18 protein-coding genes are annotated in these 16,283 nt (G+C 63.2%); 5 read left to right on the forward strand and 13 right to left on the reverse strand.

All coding sequences use genetic code 11. The features are described 5' to 3' along the window. Window positions 1–7: 7 nt before the first annotated feature. Complete coding sequence (locus Q0C17_RS11980) at window positions 8–604, forward strand: hypothetical protein (protein ID WP_291206451.1); 597 nt, start codon at window positions 8–10, stop codon at window positions 602–604. Here the strand turns inward: Q0C17_RS11980 and Q0C17_RS11985 are convergent, their stop codons facing one another. Then, window positions 605–1,096, reverse strand: a complete 492-nt coding sequence (locus Q0C17_RS11985) for a polymer-forming cytoskeletal protein (RefSeq protein ID WP_291206454.1) — start codon at window positions 1,094–1,096, stop codon at window positions 605–607. A 74-nt stretch (window positions 1,097–1,170) separates the two neighbouring features. Between Q0C17_RS11985 and Q0C17_RS11990 the strand changes: the two genes are divergently transcribed. Continuing rightward, window positions 1,171–1,851, forward strand: coding sequence for a GH25 family lysozyme (locus Q0C17_RS11990; protein ID WP_291206457.1), 681 nt, complete (start codon window positions 1,171–1,173; stop codon window positions 1,849–1,851). A gap of 42 nt (window positions 1,852–1,893) precedes the next feature. Here the strand turns inward: Q0C17_RS11990 and Q0C17_RS11995 are convergent, their stop codons facing one another. The 7 genes from Q0C17_RS11995 to miaA form a co-directional block, all read right to left on the reverse strand. Further along, window positions 1,894–2,451, reverse strand: a complete 558-nt coding sequence (locus Q0C17_RS11995) for a GNAT family N-acetyltransferase (protein WP_291206460.1) — start codon at window positions 2,449–2,451, stop codon at window positions 1,894–1,896. Between the two features lie 2 nt (window positions 2,452–2,453). Further along, on the reverse strand, window positions 2,454–3,473 hold the full coding sequence (gene ilvC, locus Q0C17_RS12000) for a ketol-acid reductoisomerase (RefSeq protein ID WP_291206463.1): 1,020 nt from the start codon (window positions 3,471–3,473) through the stop codon (window positions 2,454–2,456). A gap of 54 nt (window positions 3,474–3,527) precedes the next feature. Continuing rightward, window positions 3,528–4,163 carry a hypothetical protein gene (locus Q0C17_RS12005; protein ID WP_291206466.1) on the reverse strand — a complete coding sequence of 212 codons (636 nt, stop codon included), beginning with the start codon at window positions 4,161–4,163 and terminating at the stop codon, window positions 3,528–3,530. Beyond that, window positions 4,160–4,729 carry an acetolactate synthase small subunit gene (gene ilvN / locus Q0C17_RS12010; protein WP_291206469.1) on the reverse strand — a complete coding sequence of 190 codons (570 nt, stop codon included), beginning with the start codon at window positions 4,727–4,729 and terminating at the stop codon, window positions 4,160–4,162. Before ilvN ends, Q0C17_RS12005 begins: the two co-directional genes overlap by 4 nt. Then, a complete protein-coding gene (locus Q0C17_RS12015; protein ID WP_291206472.1) occupies window positions 4,726–5,415 on the reverse strand; it encodes a hypothetical protein in 690 nt (229 codons plus the stop codon). The genes ilvN and Q0C17_RS12015 overlap by 4 nt, the downstream gene beginning before the upstream one ends. Before the next feature lie 38 nt (window positions 5,416–5,453). Then, window positions 5,454–7,190, reverse strand: a complete 1,737-nt coding sequence (locus Q0C17_RS12020) for an acetolactate synthase 3 large subunit (protein WP_366914821.1) — start codon at window positions 7,188–7,190, stop codon at window positions 5,454–5,456. 249 nt (window positions 7,191–7,439) lie between these two features. Then, window positions 7,440–8,390 carry a tRNA (adenosine(37)-N6)-dimethylallyltransferase MiaA gene (miaA, locus tag Q0C17_RS12025; RefSeq protein WP_291206484.1) on the reverse strand — a complete coding sequence of 317 codons (951 nt, stop codon included), beginning with the start codon at window positions 8,388–8,390 and terminating at the stop codon, window positions 7,440–7,442. A 75-nt stretch (window positions 8,391–8,465) separates the two neighbouring features. Between miaA and serB the strand changes: the two genes are divergently transcribed. Both serB and Q0C17_RS12035 read left to right on the forward strand, forming a co-directional pair. Continuing rightward, window positions 8,466–9,374 carry a phosphoserine phosphatase SerB gene (gene serB, locus Q0C17_RS12030; protein ID WP_291206486.1) on the forward strand — a complete coding sequence of 303 codons (909 nt, stop codon included), beginning with the start codon at window positions 8,466–8,468 and terminating at the stop codon, window positions 9,372–9,374. A gap of 5 nt (window positions 9,375–9,379) precedes the next feature. Beyond that, entirely contained in the window at window positions 9,380–9,850 is a 471-nt protein-coding gene (locus Q0C17_RS12035) for an NUDIX domain-containing protein (protein ID WP_291206488.1), read from the forward strand. Here Q0C17_RS12035 and Q0C17_RS12040 read toward each other — a convergent pair. From Q0C17_RS12040 to Q0C17_RS12055, 4 genes are all read right to left on the reverse strand, one after another. Further along, window positions 9,829–10,587, reverse strand: coding sequence for a L,D-transpeptidase family protein (locus Q0C17_RS12040; protein ID WP_291206490.1), 759 nt, complete (start codon window positions 10,585–10,587; stop codon window positions 9,829–9,831). The genes Q0C17_RS12035 and Q0C17_RS12040 overlap by 22 nt on opposite strands. A gap of 89 nt (window positions 10,588–10,676) precedes the next feature. Then, complete coding sequence (locus Q0C17_RS12045) at window positions 10,677–11,315, reverse strand: CDP-alcohol phosphatidyltransferase family protein (RefSeq protein ID WP_291206492.1); 639 nt, start codon at window positions 11,313–11,315, stop codon at window positions 10,677–10,679. Window positions 11,316–11,363: 48 nt separating this feature from the next. Further along, window positions 11,364–12,899, reverse strand: coding sequence for a pilus assembly protein TadG-related protein (locus tag Q0C17_RS12050; RefSeq protein ID WP_291206494.1), 1,536 nt, complete (start codon window positions 12,897–12,899; stop codon window positions 11,364–11,366). 33 nt (window positions 12,900–12,932) lie between these two features. Then, entirely contained in the window at window positions 12,933–14,747 is a 1,815-nt protein-coding gene (locus Q0C17_RS12055) for a ubiquitin-activating E1 FCCH domain-containing protein (protein WP_291206496.1), read from the reverse strand. 163 nt (window positions 14,748–14,910) lie between these two features. Between Q0C17_RS12055 and Q0C17_RS12060 the strand changes: the two genes are divergently transcribed. Then, the gene (locus Q0C17_RS12060; protein ID WP_291206499.1) at window positions 14,911–15,705 is read left to right on the forward strand and encodes a thymidylate synthase; all 795 of its coding nucleotides are present in this window, start codon (window positions 14,911–14,913) and stop codon (window positions 15,703–15,705) included. Window positions 15,706–15,714: 9 nt separating this feature from the next. Here Q0C17_RS12060 and Q0C17_RS12065 read toward each other — a convergent pair whose 3' ends face one another. Then, window positions 15,715–16,278, reverse strand: a complete 564-nt coding sequence (locus Q0C17_RS12065) for a hypothetical protein (protein ID WP_291206502.1) — start codon at window positions 16,276–16,278, stop codon at window positions 15,715–15,717. Window positions 16,279–16,283: the final 5 nt, after the last annotated feature.

Genomic DNA, 16,283 nt, shown 5'->3' on the forward strand with positions numbered 1-16,283 from the left:
GCCGATCATGAAGATCCGAATGATGCTGGGCGCTGTCCTTCTGTGCGGCGCTGTTGCCTTTCCCGCCGCTGCCCAGTTTGGGCAGGTCGAGCGGACGCAGGCCGAGATTGCACTCGAGCAAGCCGAGACTCGGATGGCCAAGCAGAAGATTGACCGTGACGCGGCGACCGCGGCCTGTTCGGCAGGTGATCTCGAAGGTTGTTTCAAACTGGCTGAAATGCAGCGCACCGGTATCGGCGGGGCGCAGGACCTGAAGGGGGCTGCGGCCTCCTACAAGAAGATGTGTGATGGCAAGGATGGCCGGGGCTGTTCGGGCCTCGCTTACCTGACCGTGCAGGGCCGCGGCGTGGCCGAGAACAAGACTGAAGGCCGCGCGCTCTACCAGAAGGCTTGCGACTACGGTGACGTCAGTGGCTGCGCGGCGTATGGCAACATGGCTTACACGGGGACTGGCGGGCGCAAGGATGTGCTGGCCGGCACGGATGCGCTAACCAAGGCCTGCAACCGAGAGTATGAGTGGGCGTGCAACCGGATGCGCGAACTTGGCGTTTATGATCCGACGGAGAACCCGTTCGACCGCTTGCGCGACCTGCGCGGCAACTGATCAGACTGCGGCGGCTTTTGCCGCGCCGGTATCGGCAACAGGCACTTCAGCACGCGGCGTCGAGAGCGGCGCGACGTTCGACAGGTCCGGCACGGCTGCGGCCTTGTTGATATGCGCGACGGAGCGCTCCGGGGCGATCAGCAGATCAGCGCTGACGACGGTGCGCTCTTCGACTTTCATCGACGGGGAAAAGGCAACGCCCTCGAGGCGTCCGCCGGTGCAGACTTCCAGGCTCTTGCTCGCTTCAATGTCGCCGCTGACGGCGCCGTGGATGACGAGGGTTGCCGCGCGGATGCGGCCTTCAATTCGGCCGCTGGCTTCGACGAGGATCAGGTCATCGGATTCGACGTCGCCGCGAATGTGCGCACCGATGATGACCGGACCGACAAACTGAAACTTGCCTTCAAGTTTCCCGCCCGCCGCAATCGCATTGCCGAGACCGGAACGGGCCGGTTTCGCGGGAAGTTCGCCCTTGATCGTGGGTGCAGGCATGACGCGGTTTCCTTTTTTGCGCCCTTTTCCACAGGTTAACCTATTGTTAACGAAAGAAGAAGGGTTCCTGCCGGATGCTTGCAAGAATTGTGCGGATGGAGCTGGTGGCGGCAGGGCTTGTATTATTGGCCGCCTGCGGGGCGCCAAGCCGTGCCTCTGCCATTTCCGCCACTGCCCCCCTCTTGCCGCCTGGCGCTGAGGGGATCGACCTGTCGCACCATAACGGTCCGATCGACTGGGGGCGTCTCGGCACCGAGCCTCTGGATTTCGTTTACCTTAAGGCCACCGAAGGCGACGACCATGTCGATGGTCGCTTCCAGGAGAACTGGCGGGCCGCCACGCGGCTCGGCTGGCAGACCGGTGCGTACCACTTCTACTTGCTCTGCCGGGACGGCGTCTCGCAGGCAGAGAACTTCATGCGCCAGGTCGAAGTGCGTGCCGGAACGCTGCCCCCCGCCGTTGACCTTGAGCACGCCCATAATTGCAGGGCGCGTGGCAGCCGGACAGAGACTCTCGCGGAACTGCAAACGTTCCTTGCGGCGCTCGAGGCGGAATATGGCGTCGTGCCAGTGATCTATACGACGGCGGCCTTCTACGACGAATGGCTGGAAGGGGAGGGCTTTGACGCGCACCCCCTGTGGATCCGCTCGCTCGATGGCCCTCCGCAGAGGCCGTATGCGATTTGGCAGTATTCTATGAAGGGACAGGTCGCCGGCGTGACCGGCCGGGTGGATCTTAATCGTGCGGCCGAGTGAGCCTGCGGACACATCACCGCAGGTGCGGCCGCACCCGCGCCGTCAGATCGCCTTGCCCATCCGCAGGCCCGGCACATCGATACCGTCCACCGACGCGCTGATGATGCGCTCGATCTCTCCGTAGCCGCAGGCGCGGTAAAGCGGCTCGCCCGCCAGCGTCGCCATGAGTTCGGCGCGCTTGAATCCGGCGCTGCGTGCCGCCTGTTCGCATACGGACAATACATACCTGCCGAGACCCCGGCGAACGAAATCCGGATGGGTATACATCGCGCGGATGCGGGCGGCGTCGGTGCCGATCCGCAGCAGTGCGGCGTTGCGCTGCGCGGTGGAATGGTCGCCGCCATAGAGCGTCGCGCGGTGGCTCCAGCCGCCGCAGGCGGCGAGCCGCCCGGAGGCCGCGTCATGCACGGTGAAATATGTACCGTCCGCGATCAGCTGGCGGTCGAGACCCATAATGGAACGGGCGACCTCGATCTGTTCGGGCGAAAGAAAACCGCGCTGAAGTTCACCGATTGCGGCGTCCATCAGCGCGGCGATTTCTTCCTGATCCGCCACGGTTGCGAGGCGGTGGGCAAAGCCCTCGAGGAAGGGCTGGCCCATTCCTAATTGCGGCTTTTGTCCACGAGGCGGTCGTTCTTTGCCCAGTGCATCATGCCCCGCAGCTTCTCGCCGACTTCCTCGATGCTGTGTGACGCCATTCGTTGGCGCATGGCGTGAAAGCCCGGCGCGCCGGCCTGGTTCTCCAGCACCCAGTTACGGGCGAAGGTGCCGTTCTGGATATCTTCCAGAACCTTCTTCATTTCCTTCTTCGTCTCGCTGTTCACGATACGCGGGCCAGTGACGTATTCGCCGTACTCGGCTGTGTTCGAGATAGAATAGTTCATGTTGGCGATGCCGCCTTCATAGATCAGGTCGACGATCAGCTTGGTCTCGTGGAGGCATTCGAAATAGGCCATCTCGGGCGCGTAGCCGGCTTCGACCAGCGTTTCGTAACCGGCCTTGATCAACTCGACGATACCGCCGCAGAGCACGGCCTGTTCGCCGAAGAGATCGGTCTCGGTCTCTTCCCGGAACGAGGTTTCAATAACGCCGGCGCGCGTGTTGCCGATCGCCTTCGAGTAGGACAGGGCGACGGACTGGGCGGTGCCGGTGGCGTCCTGGTGGATGGCGATCAGGCCCGGCAGGCCGAAGCCCATCTGGAACTGGTTGCGTAGCGTGTGGCCCGGGCCCTTCGGCGCGGAGAGCGAAACGTCCACATCCTTCCGGGGGCGGATGAGATTGTAATGGATGTTGAAGCCGTGGCCGAACATGATGTGCTGGCCGGCGCGCAGATGCGGCTCGATCTCGTTGGCGAACAGAACGGCTTGTTTCTCGTCCGGCACGAGGATCATCAGTACGTCGGCCCATTTCGCTGCTTCGGTAACGGAGGTCACCTCAAGGCCGGCGGCTTCGGCCTTCTTGCGTGAGGCGGAGCCTTCCTGCAGCGCGACCTTGATGTTCTTCACGCCGGAATCCTTGAGGTTCAGTGCGTGGGCGTGGCCCTGGCTGCCATACCCGACGACCGCGACCTTCTTCTTCTGGATCAGCGAGATATCGGCGTCTTGTTCGTAATAGATTTTCATGTGCGTTCGTAGGCTCCGCTAAGGGGTAGGGGGAAATGGCGCTGGAGGGATCCGTCAGGAGGCGCTGCAGACCCAATCGGGGCTGACATTGGCGACGCCGATGACGAGATTGTTGAGTTGGCTCACCGGATCATCCGATCCGGCATGCCGCGAAAACTTCCGCTCGCCGGACGCGGTCTGGGCGCGGGTGATGATGTCATGGCTCTCGATGGCGAGGCGCACGCTGCGCGAGCCATCGGCGTTGATTTTCACGTCCTCGCGCGCGCCATAGTCCGGCACGGCGGCGTCGGCGGCCTTCACGAGCAGTGAGGCGAGCGCATTGGCGGTATCGTCCGCGATCGTCGCCTGCAGGCGGCAGCGCGGGCCGCGTCCGTCGGGCACTGAGCGCGCATCGAGGCGAAGGTGCATCCCGTCATTCAGCACTTTGTAGATGTACGCCGCGCCGCTCGGCGAGGCGGTGTCGATGATCTCGATCTGGGCATCAGGCTGCACGCCATAGATCTTTCGGGCGCGGTCGCTGATCTTCGCAGCCCGCTCAAGATCGCAGCTCATCTGCGCGGCGTCCGGCGATGTCGATAGGGTTGCAGTTGAAAGGTTCGCGCTGCAGCCTTGCGTTTCCGCCCCCGCCGCGAGCGGCGAGGCGATAATGCCAAGGCCCACCAGACCGGCGCGCCAGAGAGAGGTGATCATCCTTTCTCCTTCCCGCGTTTGATCGACAGGACGCCGGTTCGGCTGACTTCGACCAGGCCCAGAGGGCGCATCAGGTCGACGAACTGGGTCAGCTTTTCGGAGGCGCCTGTGACCTCGAAAATGAAGCTCTCGTTTGTCGTATCTATCACATGTGCCCGGAAAATCTCAGCGATGCGGAGGGCTTCGACGCGCTTTTCGCCGATACCGGCGACCTTCACGAGCGCCAACTCGCGCTCGATGCCGCTCTTGGAATTGGTGATGTCGATGACTTCCGCGACCGGCACGATGCGCAGGAGCTGCGCCTCGATCTGCTCGAGAATGTGGGGCGTGCCTTGCGTGACGATGGTAATGCGCGAGCGGTGCTGGCTGGCATCGACTTCGGCGACGGTCAGGGAGTCGATGTTGTAGCCGCGCCCCGAGAAGAGGCCGACGACCCGCGCCAGGACGCCGGGCTCGTTGTCGACCAGCACGGCCAGCGTGCGCCGCTCCACCGCTTCGTCAGAATGAGAAATGAAATAGGCCGATTTCGGCCCGTTGCCGCCTGTGGGTGTGGTCCGGTCGTTCATTGCAGCCTCTGGTTAGGGGTCGCCGAGGCGCCGAAGGCAAGCCCGGGGCGGCGGGTCTCAAGTTTGGCTTTCAGCCCCTGCGACTTGGAAATGGCGTCCTTGCGATCTCCATCCTCCTGATCATCATAACGCTCGACCACTTCGTCCTTTCGGCGCGGATCGAGATAGGACTGCAGCTCGGAGACGAGCAGGCGGCGGCACTCGTCGACAAAAGCCGCGCTGTCCTCTCCGGAGGGGCCGCCTTCGCGGGTCATCGCTTCGAGCTCGTGATAGGTCCACATCAGCGCGTCCAGCACCGGCGGACGGTGACCGCGATAGGCGCCTTCCTTCTCGGCGCCTTTCTTGTCCGGATTGAGGTTCGGGAAGAACATCCGGCCCCGGTCGACCAGCGTCGAGAGCGCCACCATCAGATTGGCCTTGTTCGCCAGGAACGCGCCGTCATTGGTCTGCAGGTGGCGTGTGCGGGCAAACATTGCGGCGCGCGCCAGCGTGTCGATCGCGCCATTGCCCCAGTCGAGGCTCGCGGCGTCGATGCTCTGGCGCAGACGCTCGGTTTGCAGCTTGCGCTGGCGGCGGGTTTCGCCCCGCGCGATCAGGGCGCTGATTACCGCGACACCTGCGGACAGGATGGCGATGATTGCATCGCCATAACTTTGCCCGAACGAGAGCAATTGTGTCAGATCCATCACCGTCCCCACGTCAACCGGCGTTCCGCCGTGTTATCTCAAACCAGCTTTCGCCCAGCCTCGCCGATTTCGTTACCCGTAATCACGCCGAGAATCATCTGGTTGTGCGCAGAGCCTGATGGGATCATCGGCAGGCAGTTTTCCGCCCGCTCGACCCGGCAGTCGAAGAGGACCGGACCCGGATAGTCAATCATTTCAAGGATCTTGGTGTCCAGCTCTTCCGGCTTGTCGCAGCGGATGCCGTGCCCACCGAGGGCTTTGGCCAGCATCACAAAATCTGGCAGGCTTTCCGAATAAGAGTGTGAGTAGCGCTCCCCGTGCAGCAATTCCTGCCACTGGCGCACCATGCCCATCCACTCGTTGTTGAGGATGAACACCTTCACGGGCAGCTTGTGCTGCACGGCGGTGGACAGCTCCTGCATCATCATCTGGATCGAGGCTTCGCCGGCAATATCGATGACGAGGGCGTCCGGATGAGCCGCCTGCACGCCGACTGCCGCGGGCAGCCCGTAGCCCATCGTGCCGAGACCGCCGGAGGTCATCCACCGGTTCGGCTCCTCGAAATGATAGAACTGCGCTGCCCACATCTGGTGCTGGCCGACTTCGGTGGTGATGTAGGTTTTGCGGTCCTTGGTCAGGGCGTAGAGCCGCTCCACCGCGTATTGCGGTTTGATCACTTCGTCCGAGTTCTTGTAGGCGAAGCACTTGCGCGCCCGCCAGGCATCGATCTGGTCGCGCCAGGCTGACAGGTCCGGCATCTTGCGCTTAAGCGCCTTGATCTCGGTGATCAGCGCGTCGAGCGCCTCGGCGCAGTCTGCCACCACGGGCACGTCGACGCGCACGATCTTGTTAATCGAGGAGGCATCGATATCGATGTGGATCTTCTTCGACTTCGGCGAGAACGCATCGATTCGCCCTGTCACGCGGTCATCGAAGCGGGCACCGACACAGATCATCAGGTCGCAGTCATGCATCGCGTTGTTGGCTTCGTAGCTGCCGTGCATGCCGAGCATGCCCAGCCAGTCCGGATGCGAAGCGGGGAAGGCGCCGAGGCCCATCAGCGTAGAGGTGACCGGAAAACCCGTCAGTTCCTGCAGCTCACGAAGCTTTTCGGACGCGCGCGGGCCGGAATTGATGACGCCGCCGCCTGTATAGAATATCGGGCGCCAGGCCTTGGTCATCAACTCGGCGGCCGCTTTGATCGCCTCGCGGTTCGGGATGCGCTGGGGCACATAGGTCGGCTTGGTAATGCCTTCCTTGCCGATATAGGGCCCGGTCGCGAACTGGATGTCCTTCGGGATATCGATGACCACCGGGCCGGGGCGGCCGGAGGTCGCCACATAGAATGCTTCATGCATGACGCGGGCGAGCTGGTTCACGTCGGTGACGAGGTAATTGTGCTTGGCGCAGCTGCGTGTGATGCCGGTCGTGTCGCATTCCTGGAAGGCATCGGTGCCGATCAGGTGCGTTGGCACCTGGCCGGTGATCACGACCATCGGAATCGAGTCCATCAGCGCGTCGGTGATCGGCGTCACCATGTTGGTGGCGCCGGGACCGGACGTCACCAGGGCCACGCCGCACGTACCGGTGGAGCGGGCATAGCCTTCCGCTGCATGGCCGGCGCCCTGCTCGTGGCGCACGAGGACGTGGCGGATCGTGTCCTGCCCGTAGAGCGCATCATAGATCGGTAGCACCGCGCCGCCCGGATAGCCGAACATCACAGTGACACCCTGCTCGCGCAGCGCCTCCACGACGATTTGCGCGCCCGTCATCATGCGGGGGGCGGCTGTTCCGGCAGTCGCGGCAGCGGGCTTTGCCTTGGTCTTTGTCGTCATTTGAGGGCTCGGGGTCTTCTGGGGTTCAGGAGGGGCGTGGGAGAGGGTATCGGCCAAACAAAAAAGGGCCTCCGAGAGGAAGCCCTTTTCTGTGCGCACCCGCAACCGCCTGTAAGGACAGGCAGCTACGGGCGCCGAAGCTGTACTACGGTCATTTTGCGCAAGTGGCGTTTCCTCGAATTAGTGTGCTCAGGCATAATCTTCCGCTTGAGCGGTGTCAATCTCCCTGTAAAGGGCAAAAATCACCCTGAGTCGGTCACTCATCTCGGGGGAGGGTATGCGGGTCCAGAACGGAAACTGGCGTCCGATCCAGGTGAACTGCCGTTTTGCATAGCGCCGCGTGTCCCGCTTCGCATTTTCGGCGGCTTCCTCGGGGCTCAACTCGCCCCGGGCAAAGGCTGTCAGCCAGGGCATGCCGCAGGCCTTCATCACCGGGAGCTCGGGGTCGAGGCCCCGGGCCACCAGCGCGCGGGCCTCGTTCATAGCGCCCTGCATCAGCATGCCCTCGAAGCGCCGGTCGATCTTTTTGTAGAGCGCGCCGCGCGGCGGGGTCAGGGCAAAGCCCGTCCATTCGCCCGGCTGCAGCACAGGCGGCTGGCGCTCGGTCTGGAAGTCGCTGAGCGAGCGGCCGGTGGCGAGCCACACTTCGTAAGCCCGGGCGAGGCGCTGGCGGTCGCCGGTGCCCAGCCGCTCGGCCAGCTCCGGATCATGCGGCATCAGACGGGCGCGCAGGCCATCGGCTCCCTCCGCCTCGCTGAGTGCGCGCACCTCGGCCCGGATTTCCTCGGGTACGGGCGGAATGTCGGACAGGCCCTGCGTGAGCGCCAGCAGGTAGAGCCCCGTGCCGCCCACAAAGACGGCACGTTTGTTCTGGCGCTGCAGCTTTTTGATGACCGCGCGTGCCGCTTCCAACCATTCGCCGGTCGAATAGCGGGTGCCGGGATCAACATAGCCGAACAGGTGATGAGGCACGCCGGCCATCTCTTCTTCACTCGGACGGGCAGAAATGACCTGGATCTCATCATAAACCTGCATTGAATCGGCATTGATGACCTCTCCGCCGAGCCGCCGGGCGACTTCGATGGCAAGGGCGGACTTGCCGCTGGCCGTAGGACCGTGGATCAAGATGGCAGGATGCATCCACCACACCTAAGGGCTTGCCCGCCCTGAGGAAAGACTCATAGAGACAGGCCGTCATCCGGGGAGCCGCCAGCCGTGAACGAACAGTGGATTGTTTCCGGGGTCTGCCGGGAAGGTGCCTGCGACCTGCAGGACATGCTGGCGAACCTTGTCGGCCTCGCCCGCGCGGTCCCGGGCGGCTGGATCGAGCTGGCATCGGGCGCCCCGTTCATCGCCGGGGCGATGCCGTTCGAGGGCACGGCAGAGAAGGCGGCGCGACTGCGTGCCGCGATCGCCGAGCACAACCTACCGATCGACGCCGCTGTGATCCCGCGCGCCCGCTTCGGTCGCAAGCGCCTGCTGATTTCGGACATGGACTCCACCATTATTGGTCAGGAGTGCATCGACGAGCTTGCCGATGCTGTCGGCCTCAAGCCGCAGATTTCCGAGATCACCGAACGTGCCATGCGCGGCGAACTGGACTTTGAAGCCGCGCTCACCTCCCGCGTCGCCATGCTGCGCGGCCTCTCCCTCGGCGAACTTGACCGCACCCTGCGCGAGCGCATCACGCTCAACACCGGCGCGCGCACGTTGATCGCGACGATGAAGGCGCACGGTGCCGCCACGCTGCTCGTCTCCGGCGGGTTCACCTTCTTCACCTCCCGCGTGGCGCAGATGGCAGGCTTCCACGCTGATCTTGGCAACACGCTGCGCGATGACGGCGTCGCCCTCACCGGCGAGGTCGGCCGCCCGATCCTCGGGCGCGAAGCGAAGCGCGAAGCGTTGATCGAAGCGGTTGAGCAATTGGGCGCCACGCCCGAAGACGCCATCGCCATGGGCGACGGCGCAAACGATCTCGACATGATCCGGGCGGCGGGCATCGGCGTCGCTTACAAGGCCAAACCTCTGGTGGCGGCGGAGGCGAACGCCTCCATTCAGTATACGGACCTTACGGCGGCGCTGTTCTTCCAGGGCTACCGCGCTTCCGAAATCGTGAAAGGCTAGGCCGCATGCCCACGCTGCGCACGCTCGCCTTCCAGGCCTGGTTCCGGATCAGTCGCCCGATGACGCTCGGCGTGCGCGCGGCGGTGGAGGATGCAGACGGCCGCGTCTTCATGGTGCGGCACACCTACATGCCCGGCTGGTTCATGCCCGGCGGCGGCGTTGAGCACGGCGAGCCGGCGCTGGACGCGCTGCGCCGCGAACTCGTGGAGGAAGGCGGCATCCGCCTTACCGCTGATCCCAAAGTCTTCGGCTTCTACTCCAACCATAACAACTTCCGGAACGATCACGTGCTGCTCTACCACGTGCCCTGGGGCAGCTGGCAACAGATCGGCGCCACCAGCGCCGGCGAGATCGCCGAGACGACTTGGGTCGATCCGCTGCATCCCCCGCAAGGTATCACTGCCGGCAACATGCGCCGCCTGGAAGAACTCTATCGCGGCGCGCCGATCTCGCCCTACTGGGCACCGAGAACCTGATAGGTCTTGCCAGACACTTTCACCCGCGGCACGCGGGCGGTCTCCTCGAACTGGATCCAGGCCGGCGCCAGGCTCGTCCAGAAAGCAAGATGCTCGTTTCCCCACTGGGCGTCGAGATTGTCTTCGGTCATTGCAAACGGGAAGACATGCACGTCCACAGAACTTTGGCCGCCTTCATATGCGGCCTGCATCAACGTCCAGATTTCCTCGATGGCGGGATCGGTCATCGCAAAGCAGCCGATCGAGACGCAGCTGCCATGCACCATAAGGAAACTCCCCGTGCGGCCATTGGCCCGGTCGAAGGCATTGGGGTATCCGAGGTTGAAGGCGAGATGATAGCTCGAAGCCGGGTTCATCTGCGCCGGCTTCACCTTGTAGAAGCCCTCCGGCGCCTGTCCGTCGCCTTCGCGTATCTTCGGGCCAAGTGATCCGGACACGGAGCAGACTGGCCAGGTGCGGAAGGCCTTGAAGGCGCCGTCCGCGCCGCGGACATAGGCGGTGAGTTCGGCCGGTTGCTTGGTGAGGCGCAGGTAGACCGGGCTGCCAAGCTTCAGGCCATTTGCCTCCAGAGCCTGTTCCAGTTTCGGCTTTTGCGCGGCAAAGGCCGCCTCAGAGCGGCGGGTGGACGGCACCGTCTCCGCCTCGGCAAATGCCAAGAACGCAGGCAGGCACAGGAAGGAAAGCGCTGCCAGCAGCAGTACAATGAGATTTGGTTTTGGTCCCACCGGCTGTCTCATGGTGCTCAACCTTGAAGCCAATCATGGCATCAGTCGGGCAGCACTGCGCCGCGTCTGCGGCGGGACCAGAAATTTCCGCAGGCCGACGGTCACCCCCTCCGGATGACGCGCACATATTGCGCTGCCGTGATCAGCGACAGCGCCGCCGCCACCCAAAGCAGACCTACCAGCGCAACGGCGCCGATCAGCGCGGCGGGATCGGATTTCTCCATCGCCTCGACGCTTGCAGGTGCCAGCGCAAAAGGGATCATCAGGCCGGCAATCGCGGCCATCTCGATGCCCGTCTTGAACTTGGCGAGGCCGGAGGGCGCGACGACCCCGGCGGCCTCCGGCCGTGTGCGCAGCCAGGTCATGAAGACATCACGGGCAATGATCAGCGCGGCGGGCAGATAGATCAGCCAGCTCTTCAGCGTCAGGGCGACACCGAGGAGGGCGAAGCCGACCAGCAGCTTATCGGCAATCGGATCCAGCCAGACGCCGAACCGGCTCTCGGCCTTGAACTGGCGCGCTGCCCAGCCGTCGAGGAAATCCGTCAACGCGCCAGAGATGAAGCCGAGCAGAGCGAACTGGTGCCAAAGCTGTTCAAGCGTTGCATGGCGCAGGACGTCGTCGCCGGTCGCGGCCCGCATCGCCTCGGCCTCGGCCGCTGCATTCAGCGTGCCGTAGAGCACCAGCACCGCGAACACGCAGCGCGAAATCGTCAGGGCATTCGGGATCCAGGTAAACATCGACCACAGCCATAGCGATCCCGGCCTATCCCCGGCAAGCGCTGCGGATCAGTGTTTCAGCCTGAGGTCCGAAATCGAGCGGGCAATCGTGCGATAAACCTCGACCAGCTCTGCGCCGCTATCGGCGCTGAAGGCATGGCCGGGGGATGAGGCGCAGTATTGCAGGATCGTGCGCCCGTCGCCTGTCTTCTGTACGGTCGTCGGCACCTGGAAGCCCACAGTGAAGATCTGGACGTTGCTCGGCAGCGTCTTCATCTGGTCGCACAGGTCCATTGATTGCTGGAACGAGGAGCGCCCTGCGGTCGGATGCTGAATGTTGAAATCGCCGTCCGTCATCAGGATCAGGAACTTGCTCGTCCGCGGCGCGCCATAGAGGCGGGGTGCGGACTGTTCCGGCCAGATGCCGGTCCAGTTCGGTGACAGGAGATACCAGCCCCAAGCGATGCCGAGGTGACCGGCCGTGCCGCCCTCGGCGACCAGGCCGTTGACGTGCGCCTCCAGCGCTTCCTTGTCATCGGTCAATGGCACCGGGCCCGAAGGTTGGCAGGTGCCATGGCGACCTTCATAGGCGCCCACGCCGTAGCCGGTCGCATTGCTGTTTTCCACATTGCGCCAGCCGTCAAACTTGTTGCCCGAGCTGGCAGAGAAGTTCCAACGCGGATTTCCCGCCCCGATCCAGCGTCCGGAGGTTGGCGCTGCATCTGTCGCTGCATGTGCGCCGGTGCGTTCGTAGACGCAGGAGTCGGACAGCCCGGTATCCTCGAAGAAATAGCGGCGCGTGTTCCAGGTATAGCTGGAACTGCGGCCGCAGCTGCCACCGCTCGTGCAGGTGCCGCGCTGGTAGTAGAAGAAGCGTTTGCCGGTCGCCGAGTCGATCATGCGTTCGTCATTGTACGCATTATAGTTGGACAGGGCCGTGCTGTTCGATCCGTCCGCGCTCAGCGTCTGGTCGTCAGTCACGGCGTCCGCATAAGGGCCTGCATTCAGCGAATGATTGTAGCTGGCGATAGCTATACGCACCGAACCGTCACGCGGGCGGTCATCCGGCAGCAGCTCGTCAAGCGCTGCCACCGCAGCTTCTTTCAGTTGGGGCAGGCGGTTGAAGCTGTTCATCGATCCGGAAACGTCGAAGATGAAAGAGACATCCACCACGCCGATGCCATAGGTTGAGGTCGCATCGACCGTGAACACCAGTTCGTCATGCCCGATCATATGGGTCAGGTAGGTCGGCTGCGCGCAGCGCACGCTGCCGGCAATGTCCTGGCTTTCGGTATCAAAGGTCACCGTCACGGGGGCACAGTCCAGGCCGCCGCCCTGTTCGATGAACATCGCTTCTGCATAGCGCTGAACATCGGCGCGCACCGCTTCCTCGGTCATGCCGCGCTGGCGCTGAAGGGCGCCGGCAAGGACAGCCGAGTCGAGCGAAGCCTGCACCTTGGATTTCTGGCGCACGGTATTCTGTGTGTCGATGGCAATGCCCACCAGCGCCAGGATCGCGGGGATAAGCAGCGCCGTCAGCATGGCGATGTTGGCGCCATTGGCTGCGCCGAAGCGCTTCAGTTCCAGTTTCAGTCGCGTGTTCATGACGGGCCTTCTGACGCCGTATTCGAACCGGCTTTATTTGACGAGACGGACTTCGTTGATGTCGCGGCCAATCTGGTTGAACACCGAGACAAGCTCGGCCGAGCCAGATGCGAAGTACGCAAATTGCGAACTGGTCGCGCAGTTCGTCAGCGCGGTGCGCAGGTTAGAAGAGTTGCCGACTTCAAAGCCGACCGTGTAGACCTTGACGCCGGCCTGTTTCATGGCCGTGCAGTATTCCTGCACTTGCACGAACGCATTTCCGTTTTCCGCATCGCAGTTGATCTGATCCGCCGTAGAGCCTGAGCCGGATGTCGAGGTCCGCGACAGGACGCCCTGGCAGAAAGCCGAGTTGAAATCGCCGTCGGTCATAAAGACGGCAAACTTGTAGAGTTTCGGGCGGCCGAAAGTCGCCGGCTTGCTTTCGGTGGGGAAAATGTCACCGAAGTCCGGAGAAAGCGTATAGAAACCCCAAGCCGCGCCGATCTGGCCGGCGGTGGAGCCGCCGATGGTCAGGTCGTCGATGGCGTCGATAAGCAGATCCTTGTCAGCCGTCAGCGGAATGATCTGGTTGGTCGGGCAGGGGTTGGCGGTCGACAGATAGCCGCGTCCAACGTAGCTCTCCTCGGCAGCGACATCCGTATAGGCCTCATCACCTGTCCGTTCCGTTGCACAGGTGCTGATCCGGTGGAGCCGCTGGGCGCCGTTGCTGGCGTTGTTGAAGCGGAAGTACTCACAACCTGCTTCGGTGCAGAAGGACGTGCCGTTGTTGGTGTAGGCGGTGTAGTTCGGACCGACCGTGGTGTTGAGCACATAGGTGTTGGCGGTTACGCCTGAAACCTGCCAGGTCTGGTGGGTCGTCCGGTTGATCTGTGTCATGCCGTTCACACCGGTAATCCAGACGTGATCGCCATTGTCCAGGCCGTGGCTGTTGGCCGTGACAGTCACTTCGCAATTGGTATTGATGCACCGCCGGATGATGCCGCCGCTCGAATAGTTCGAAAAGCCGGAGCTGTTGGTGCTCTCCAGACGGAAGGTGTTGGTGGCCGCGTTCGAGACAGTAAACACCCGGTTGTTGACCTGCGTCATGCCGCTCACGCCGCTGATCCAGACGCGGTCACCGTTGGCAAAGCCGTGTCCGTTGGATGTCACGACGGCGGGGTTCGCCCGGGTGATGCCGGTGATATTCCGCTGAGCGCCGACCTGCCAGGCCGCGCCGCTGATCGGGCGTCCGCCGGTTATCGGCCCGCGGACTTCTTCAGCATAGCCACCGACATTCACAGCCACCGAATAGGGAACCATGGAAACTTTGGAATAGTAGGGGTCCTGCTCGTCTTTGACGACGATGTTGACGAGGTCTTCGGACGCTTCCTTCAGGGCGATGATGCGGTTGCCGGACATCGAGCCGGTGATGTCGAGGATCATCGCGACTTCGATATCGGCGCCGCCTTCCAGCGCGTCTGACCGTACACTGACAGCAACGTCATCGCGGCCCATGATCTTGGCGATCGTCGTATTGACGACGATGTGGGTGACCAGCGAAATGCGGCCTTCGGCGTCCTGGGTCAGTTCGTAGGTGATCTCGCGGCCGAGGTCTTGTTCGAGATGGTTGAGGTGAGCTTCGACCACAGAGACGCGCTGATCCACCGACATGAACGCATCATGGGCGGCGGCCAGCGCCGCAGCGTCGGTCGCCTGTTGCAGCTTGTGCTTCTCCACCATGACCCGCGAGAGGTCGATGGCAAAGCCGACCAGCGGGAAGATCGCCAGACAGGACAGGGCGAACAGCATCGCCACGTTGCCGCGGTCATTCCCGGCGAACCGGTGCAAAAATGCAAACTTGGTCGTCATAGCCCAGCGTCCTCTTGGCGGATTTCCGCGCAATACCTGCTGAGGCTTATGACAGATCGGGCTTGAAAGACGGTTTCCGGGAACCGGCAAATTGTGACTCGCCGGGTAGGGTCCGGTTAACCTATTATTCGCCCGATTCGCCCGCCCGCGAGAGGAGTCTGACATGCTGGAATACCACGCGCTCCTGCAGGACATACTGCAGAACGGCCATGAACGGGGCGATCGGACAGGTGTCGGCACGCGCGGTGTATTCGGCCGCCAGATGCGGTTTGACCTGGAAAAGGGTTTTCCGCTTCTGACGACGAAACGACTGCACGTGCGCTCTATTATCGTGGAGCTGCTTTGGTTCCTGCGGGGCGAGACAAATGTTGCCTGGCTGAAAGAGAATGGTGTCTCCATCTGGGATGAATGGGCCGACGAAAACGGCGATCTCGGCCCGGTCTACGGCAAGCAGTGGCGCAGCTGGGCCGCGCCGGACGGGCGCACCATCGATCAGATCCAGTGGGTGCTCGACGAGATCCGCACCAATCCGAACTCCCGCCGTCTGATCGTCTCGGCCTGGAACCCGGCAGATGTTAACGACATGGCCCTGCCGCCCTGCCATTGCCTGTTCCAGTTCAACGTCATCGACGGGCGCCTCAACTGCCAGCTCTACCAGCGCTCGGCGGACGTTTTCCTTGGGGTTCCGTTCAACATCGCCTCCTATGCGCTGCTGACGCACATGATGGCCCGCGCGACCGGACTGCGCCCGGGCGACTTCGTACACACGTTCGGGGATACGCACCTTTACCTGAACCATCTCGAACAGGCCCAGCTGCAGCTGACGCGCGAACCGCGCCCGCTTCCGACCCTCTGGATGAACCCGGACAAGACCGATCTTTTCGGCTGGACCTATGAGGATTTCCGGATCGAGAACTACAATCCGCACCCGCACATCAAGGCCGCCGTGGCGGTCTGAGTCTACGGCCTACTCGCCCTTCAGCGTGCAGTGTGACGTGCCGCCGGTTTCCACCGCGATCGACATGTATTCGTCAAATTCGGTGCAGGTGATCGCGGCTTCGGCCGAAAAGGCGCGCACCGGGAACACCAATACCCTGACGCGCGCATCGCCGATCACCTCCCGGGCCACGCGGGCCGCATCGACCTGGCCTTTGAACGTCACGGACCGTTGGCCCGGGTCGATGGTCACCATCTCGCCTCCCAGCCAGACACCGAGATCTGGGTCGAGCCCCGCCATCCCGGTATCCTTCGGCGCGCCGTAATAGTCTGCCGACACGCCGAGATCGGCATTTGTCTCGGCGAGACGCTTGCGGGCGTCTTCCGACAGCGACACGTCCACCCTGAAGGGCAGGGATACGATCTTCGACTCGCCGGCGGGCGCGCCGGATATGGCAGGCGCCGTGCCCCGTGCCGGCGACACGGCAGCGGCCGGTGCTCCGGTCTTGGGCGCCGTATCCTTGTCCTTTGACCCGCAGCCGGTGATCAGCGCGGCGGTCAATGCGGCCAGGGCCAGGGTGCGCAAGTGTATCATGGCCA

It is taken from the genome of Hyphomonas sp., assembly GCF_022844445.1.
Lineage (GTDB): Bacteria > Pseudomonadota > Alphaproteobacteria > Caulobacterales > Hyphomonadaceae > Hyphomonas.

Bases quoted from the DNA above. Each gene is read 5' to 3' on its own strand.
- Q0C17_RS12060 (WP_291206499.1), top strand. From the start codon at position 14,911: ATGCTGGAATACCACGCGCTCCTGCAGGACATACTGCAGAACGGCCAT.
- Q0C17_RS12050 (WP_291206494.1), bottom strand. From the start codon at position 12,899: ATGAACACGCGACTGAAACTGGAACTGAAGCGCTTCGGCGCAGCCAAT.
- ilvN (WP_291206469.1), bottom strand. From the start codon at position 4,729: ATGAACGACCGGACCACACCCACAGGCGGCAACGGGCCGAAATCGGCC.
- Q0C17_RS11985 (WP_291206454.1), bottom strand. From the start codon at position 1,096: ATGCCTGCACCCACGATCAAGGGCGAACTTCCCGCGAAACCGGCCCGT.
- Q0C17_RS12015 (WP_291206472.1), bottom strand. From the start codon at position 5,415: ATGGATCTGACACAATTGCTCTCGTTCGGGCAAAGTTATGGCGATGCA.
- Q0C17_RS11980 (WP_291206451.1), top strand. From the start codon at position 8: ATGAAGATCCGAATGATGCTGGGCGCTGTCCTTCTGTGCGGCGCTGTT.
- Q0C17_RS12035 (WP_291206488.1), top strand. From the start codon at position 9,380: ATGCCCACGCTGCGCACGCTCGCCTTCCAGGCCTGGTTCCGGATCAGT.
- Q0C17_RS12020 (WP_366914821.1), bottom strand. From the start codon at position 7,190: ATGATGACGGGCGCGCAAATCGTCGTGGAGGCGCTGCGCGAGCAGGGT.
- miaA (WP_291206484.1), bottom strand. From the start codon at position 8,390: ATGCATCCTGCCATCTTGATCCACGGTCCTACGGCCAGCGGCAAGTCC.
- Q0C17_RS11990 (WP_291206457.1), top strand. From the start codon at position 1,171: ATGCTTGCAAGAATTGTGCGGATGGAGCTGGTGGCGGCAGGGCTTGTA.
- Q0C17_RS12045 (WP_291206492.1), bottom strand. From the start codon at position 11,315: ATGTTTACCTGGATCCCGAATGCCCTGACGATTTCGCGCTGCGTGTTC.
- Q0C17_RS12055 (WP_291206496.1), bottom strand. From the start codon at position 14,747: ATGACGACCAAGTTTGCATTTTTGCACCGGTTCGCCGGGAATGACCGC.
- ilvC (WP_291206463.1), bottom strand. From the start codon at position 3,473: ATGAAAATCTATTACGAACAAGACGCCGATATCTCGCTGATCCAGAAG.
- Q0C17_RS12005 (WP_291206466.1), bottom strand. From the start codon at position 4,163: ATGATCACCTCTCTCTGGCGCGCCGGTCTGGTGGGCCTTGGCATTATC.
- Q0C17_RS12065 (WP_291206502.1), bottom strand. From the start codon at position 16,278: ATGATACACTTGCGCACCCTGGCCCTGGCCGCATTGACCGCCGCGCTG.
- Q0C17_RS12040 (WP_291206490.1), bottom strand. From the start codon at position 10,587: ATGAGACAGCCGGTGGGACCAAAACCAAATCTCATTGTACTGCTGCTG.
- Q0C17_RS11995 (WP_291206460.1), bottom strand. From the start codon at position 2,451: ATGGGCCAGCCCTTCCTCGAGGGCTTTGCCCACCGCCTCGCAACCGTG.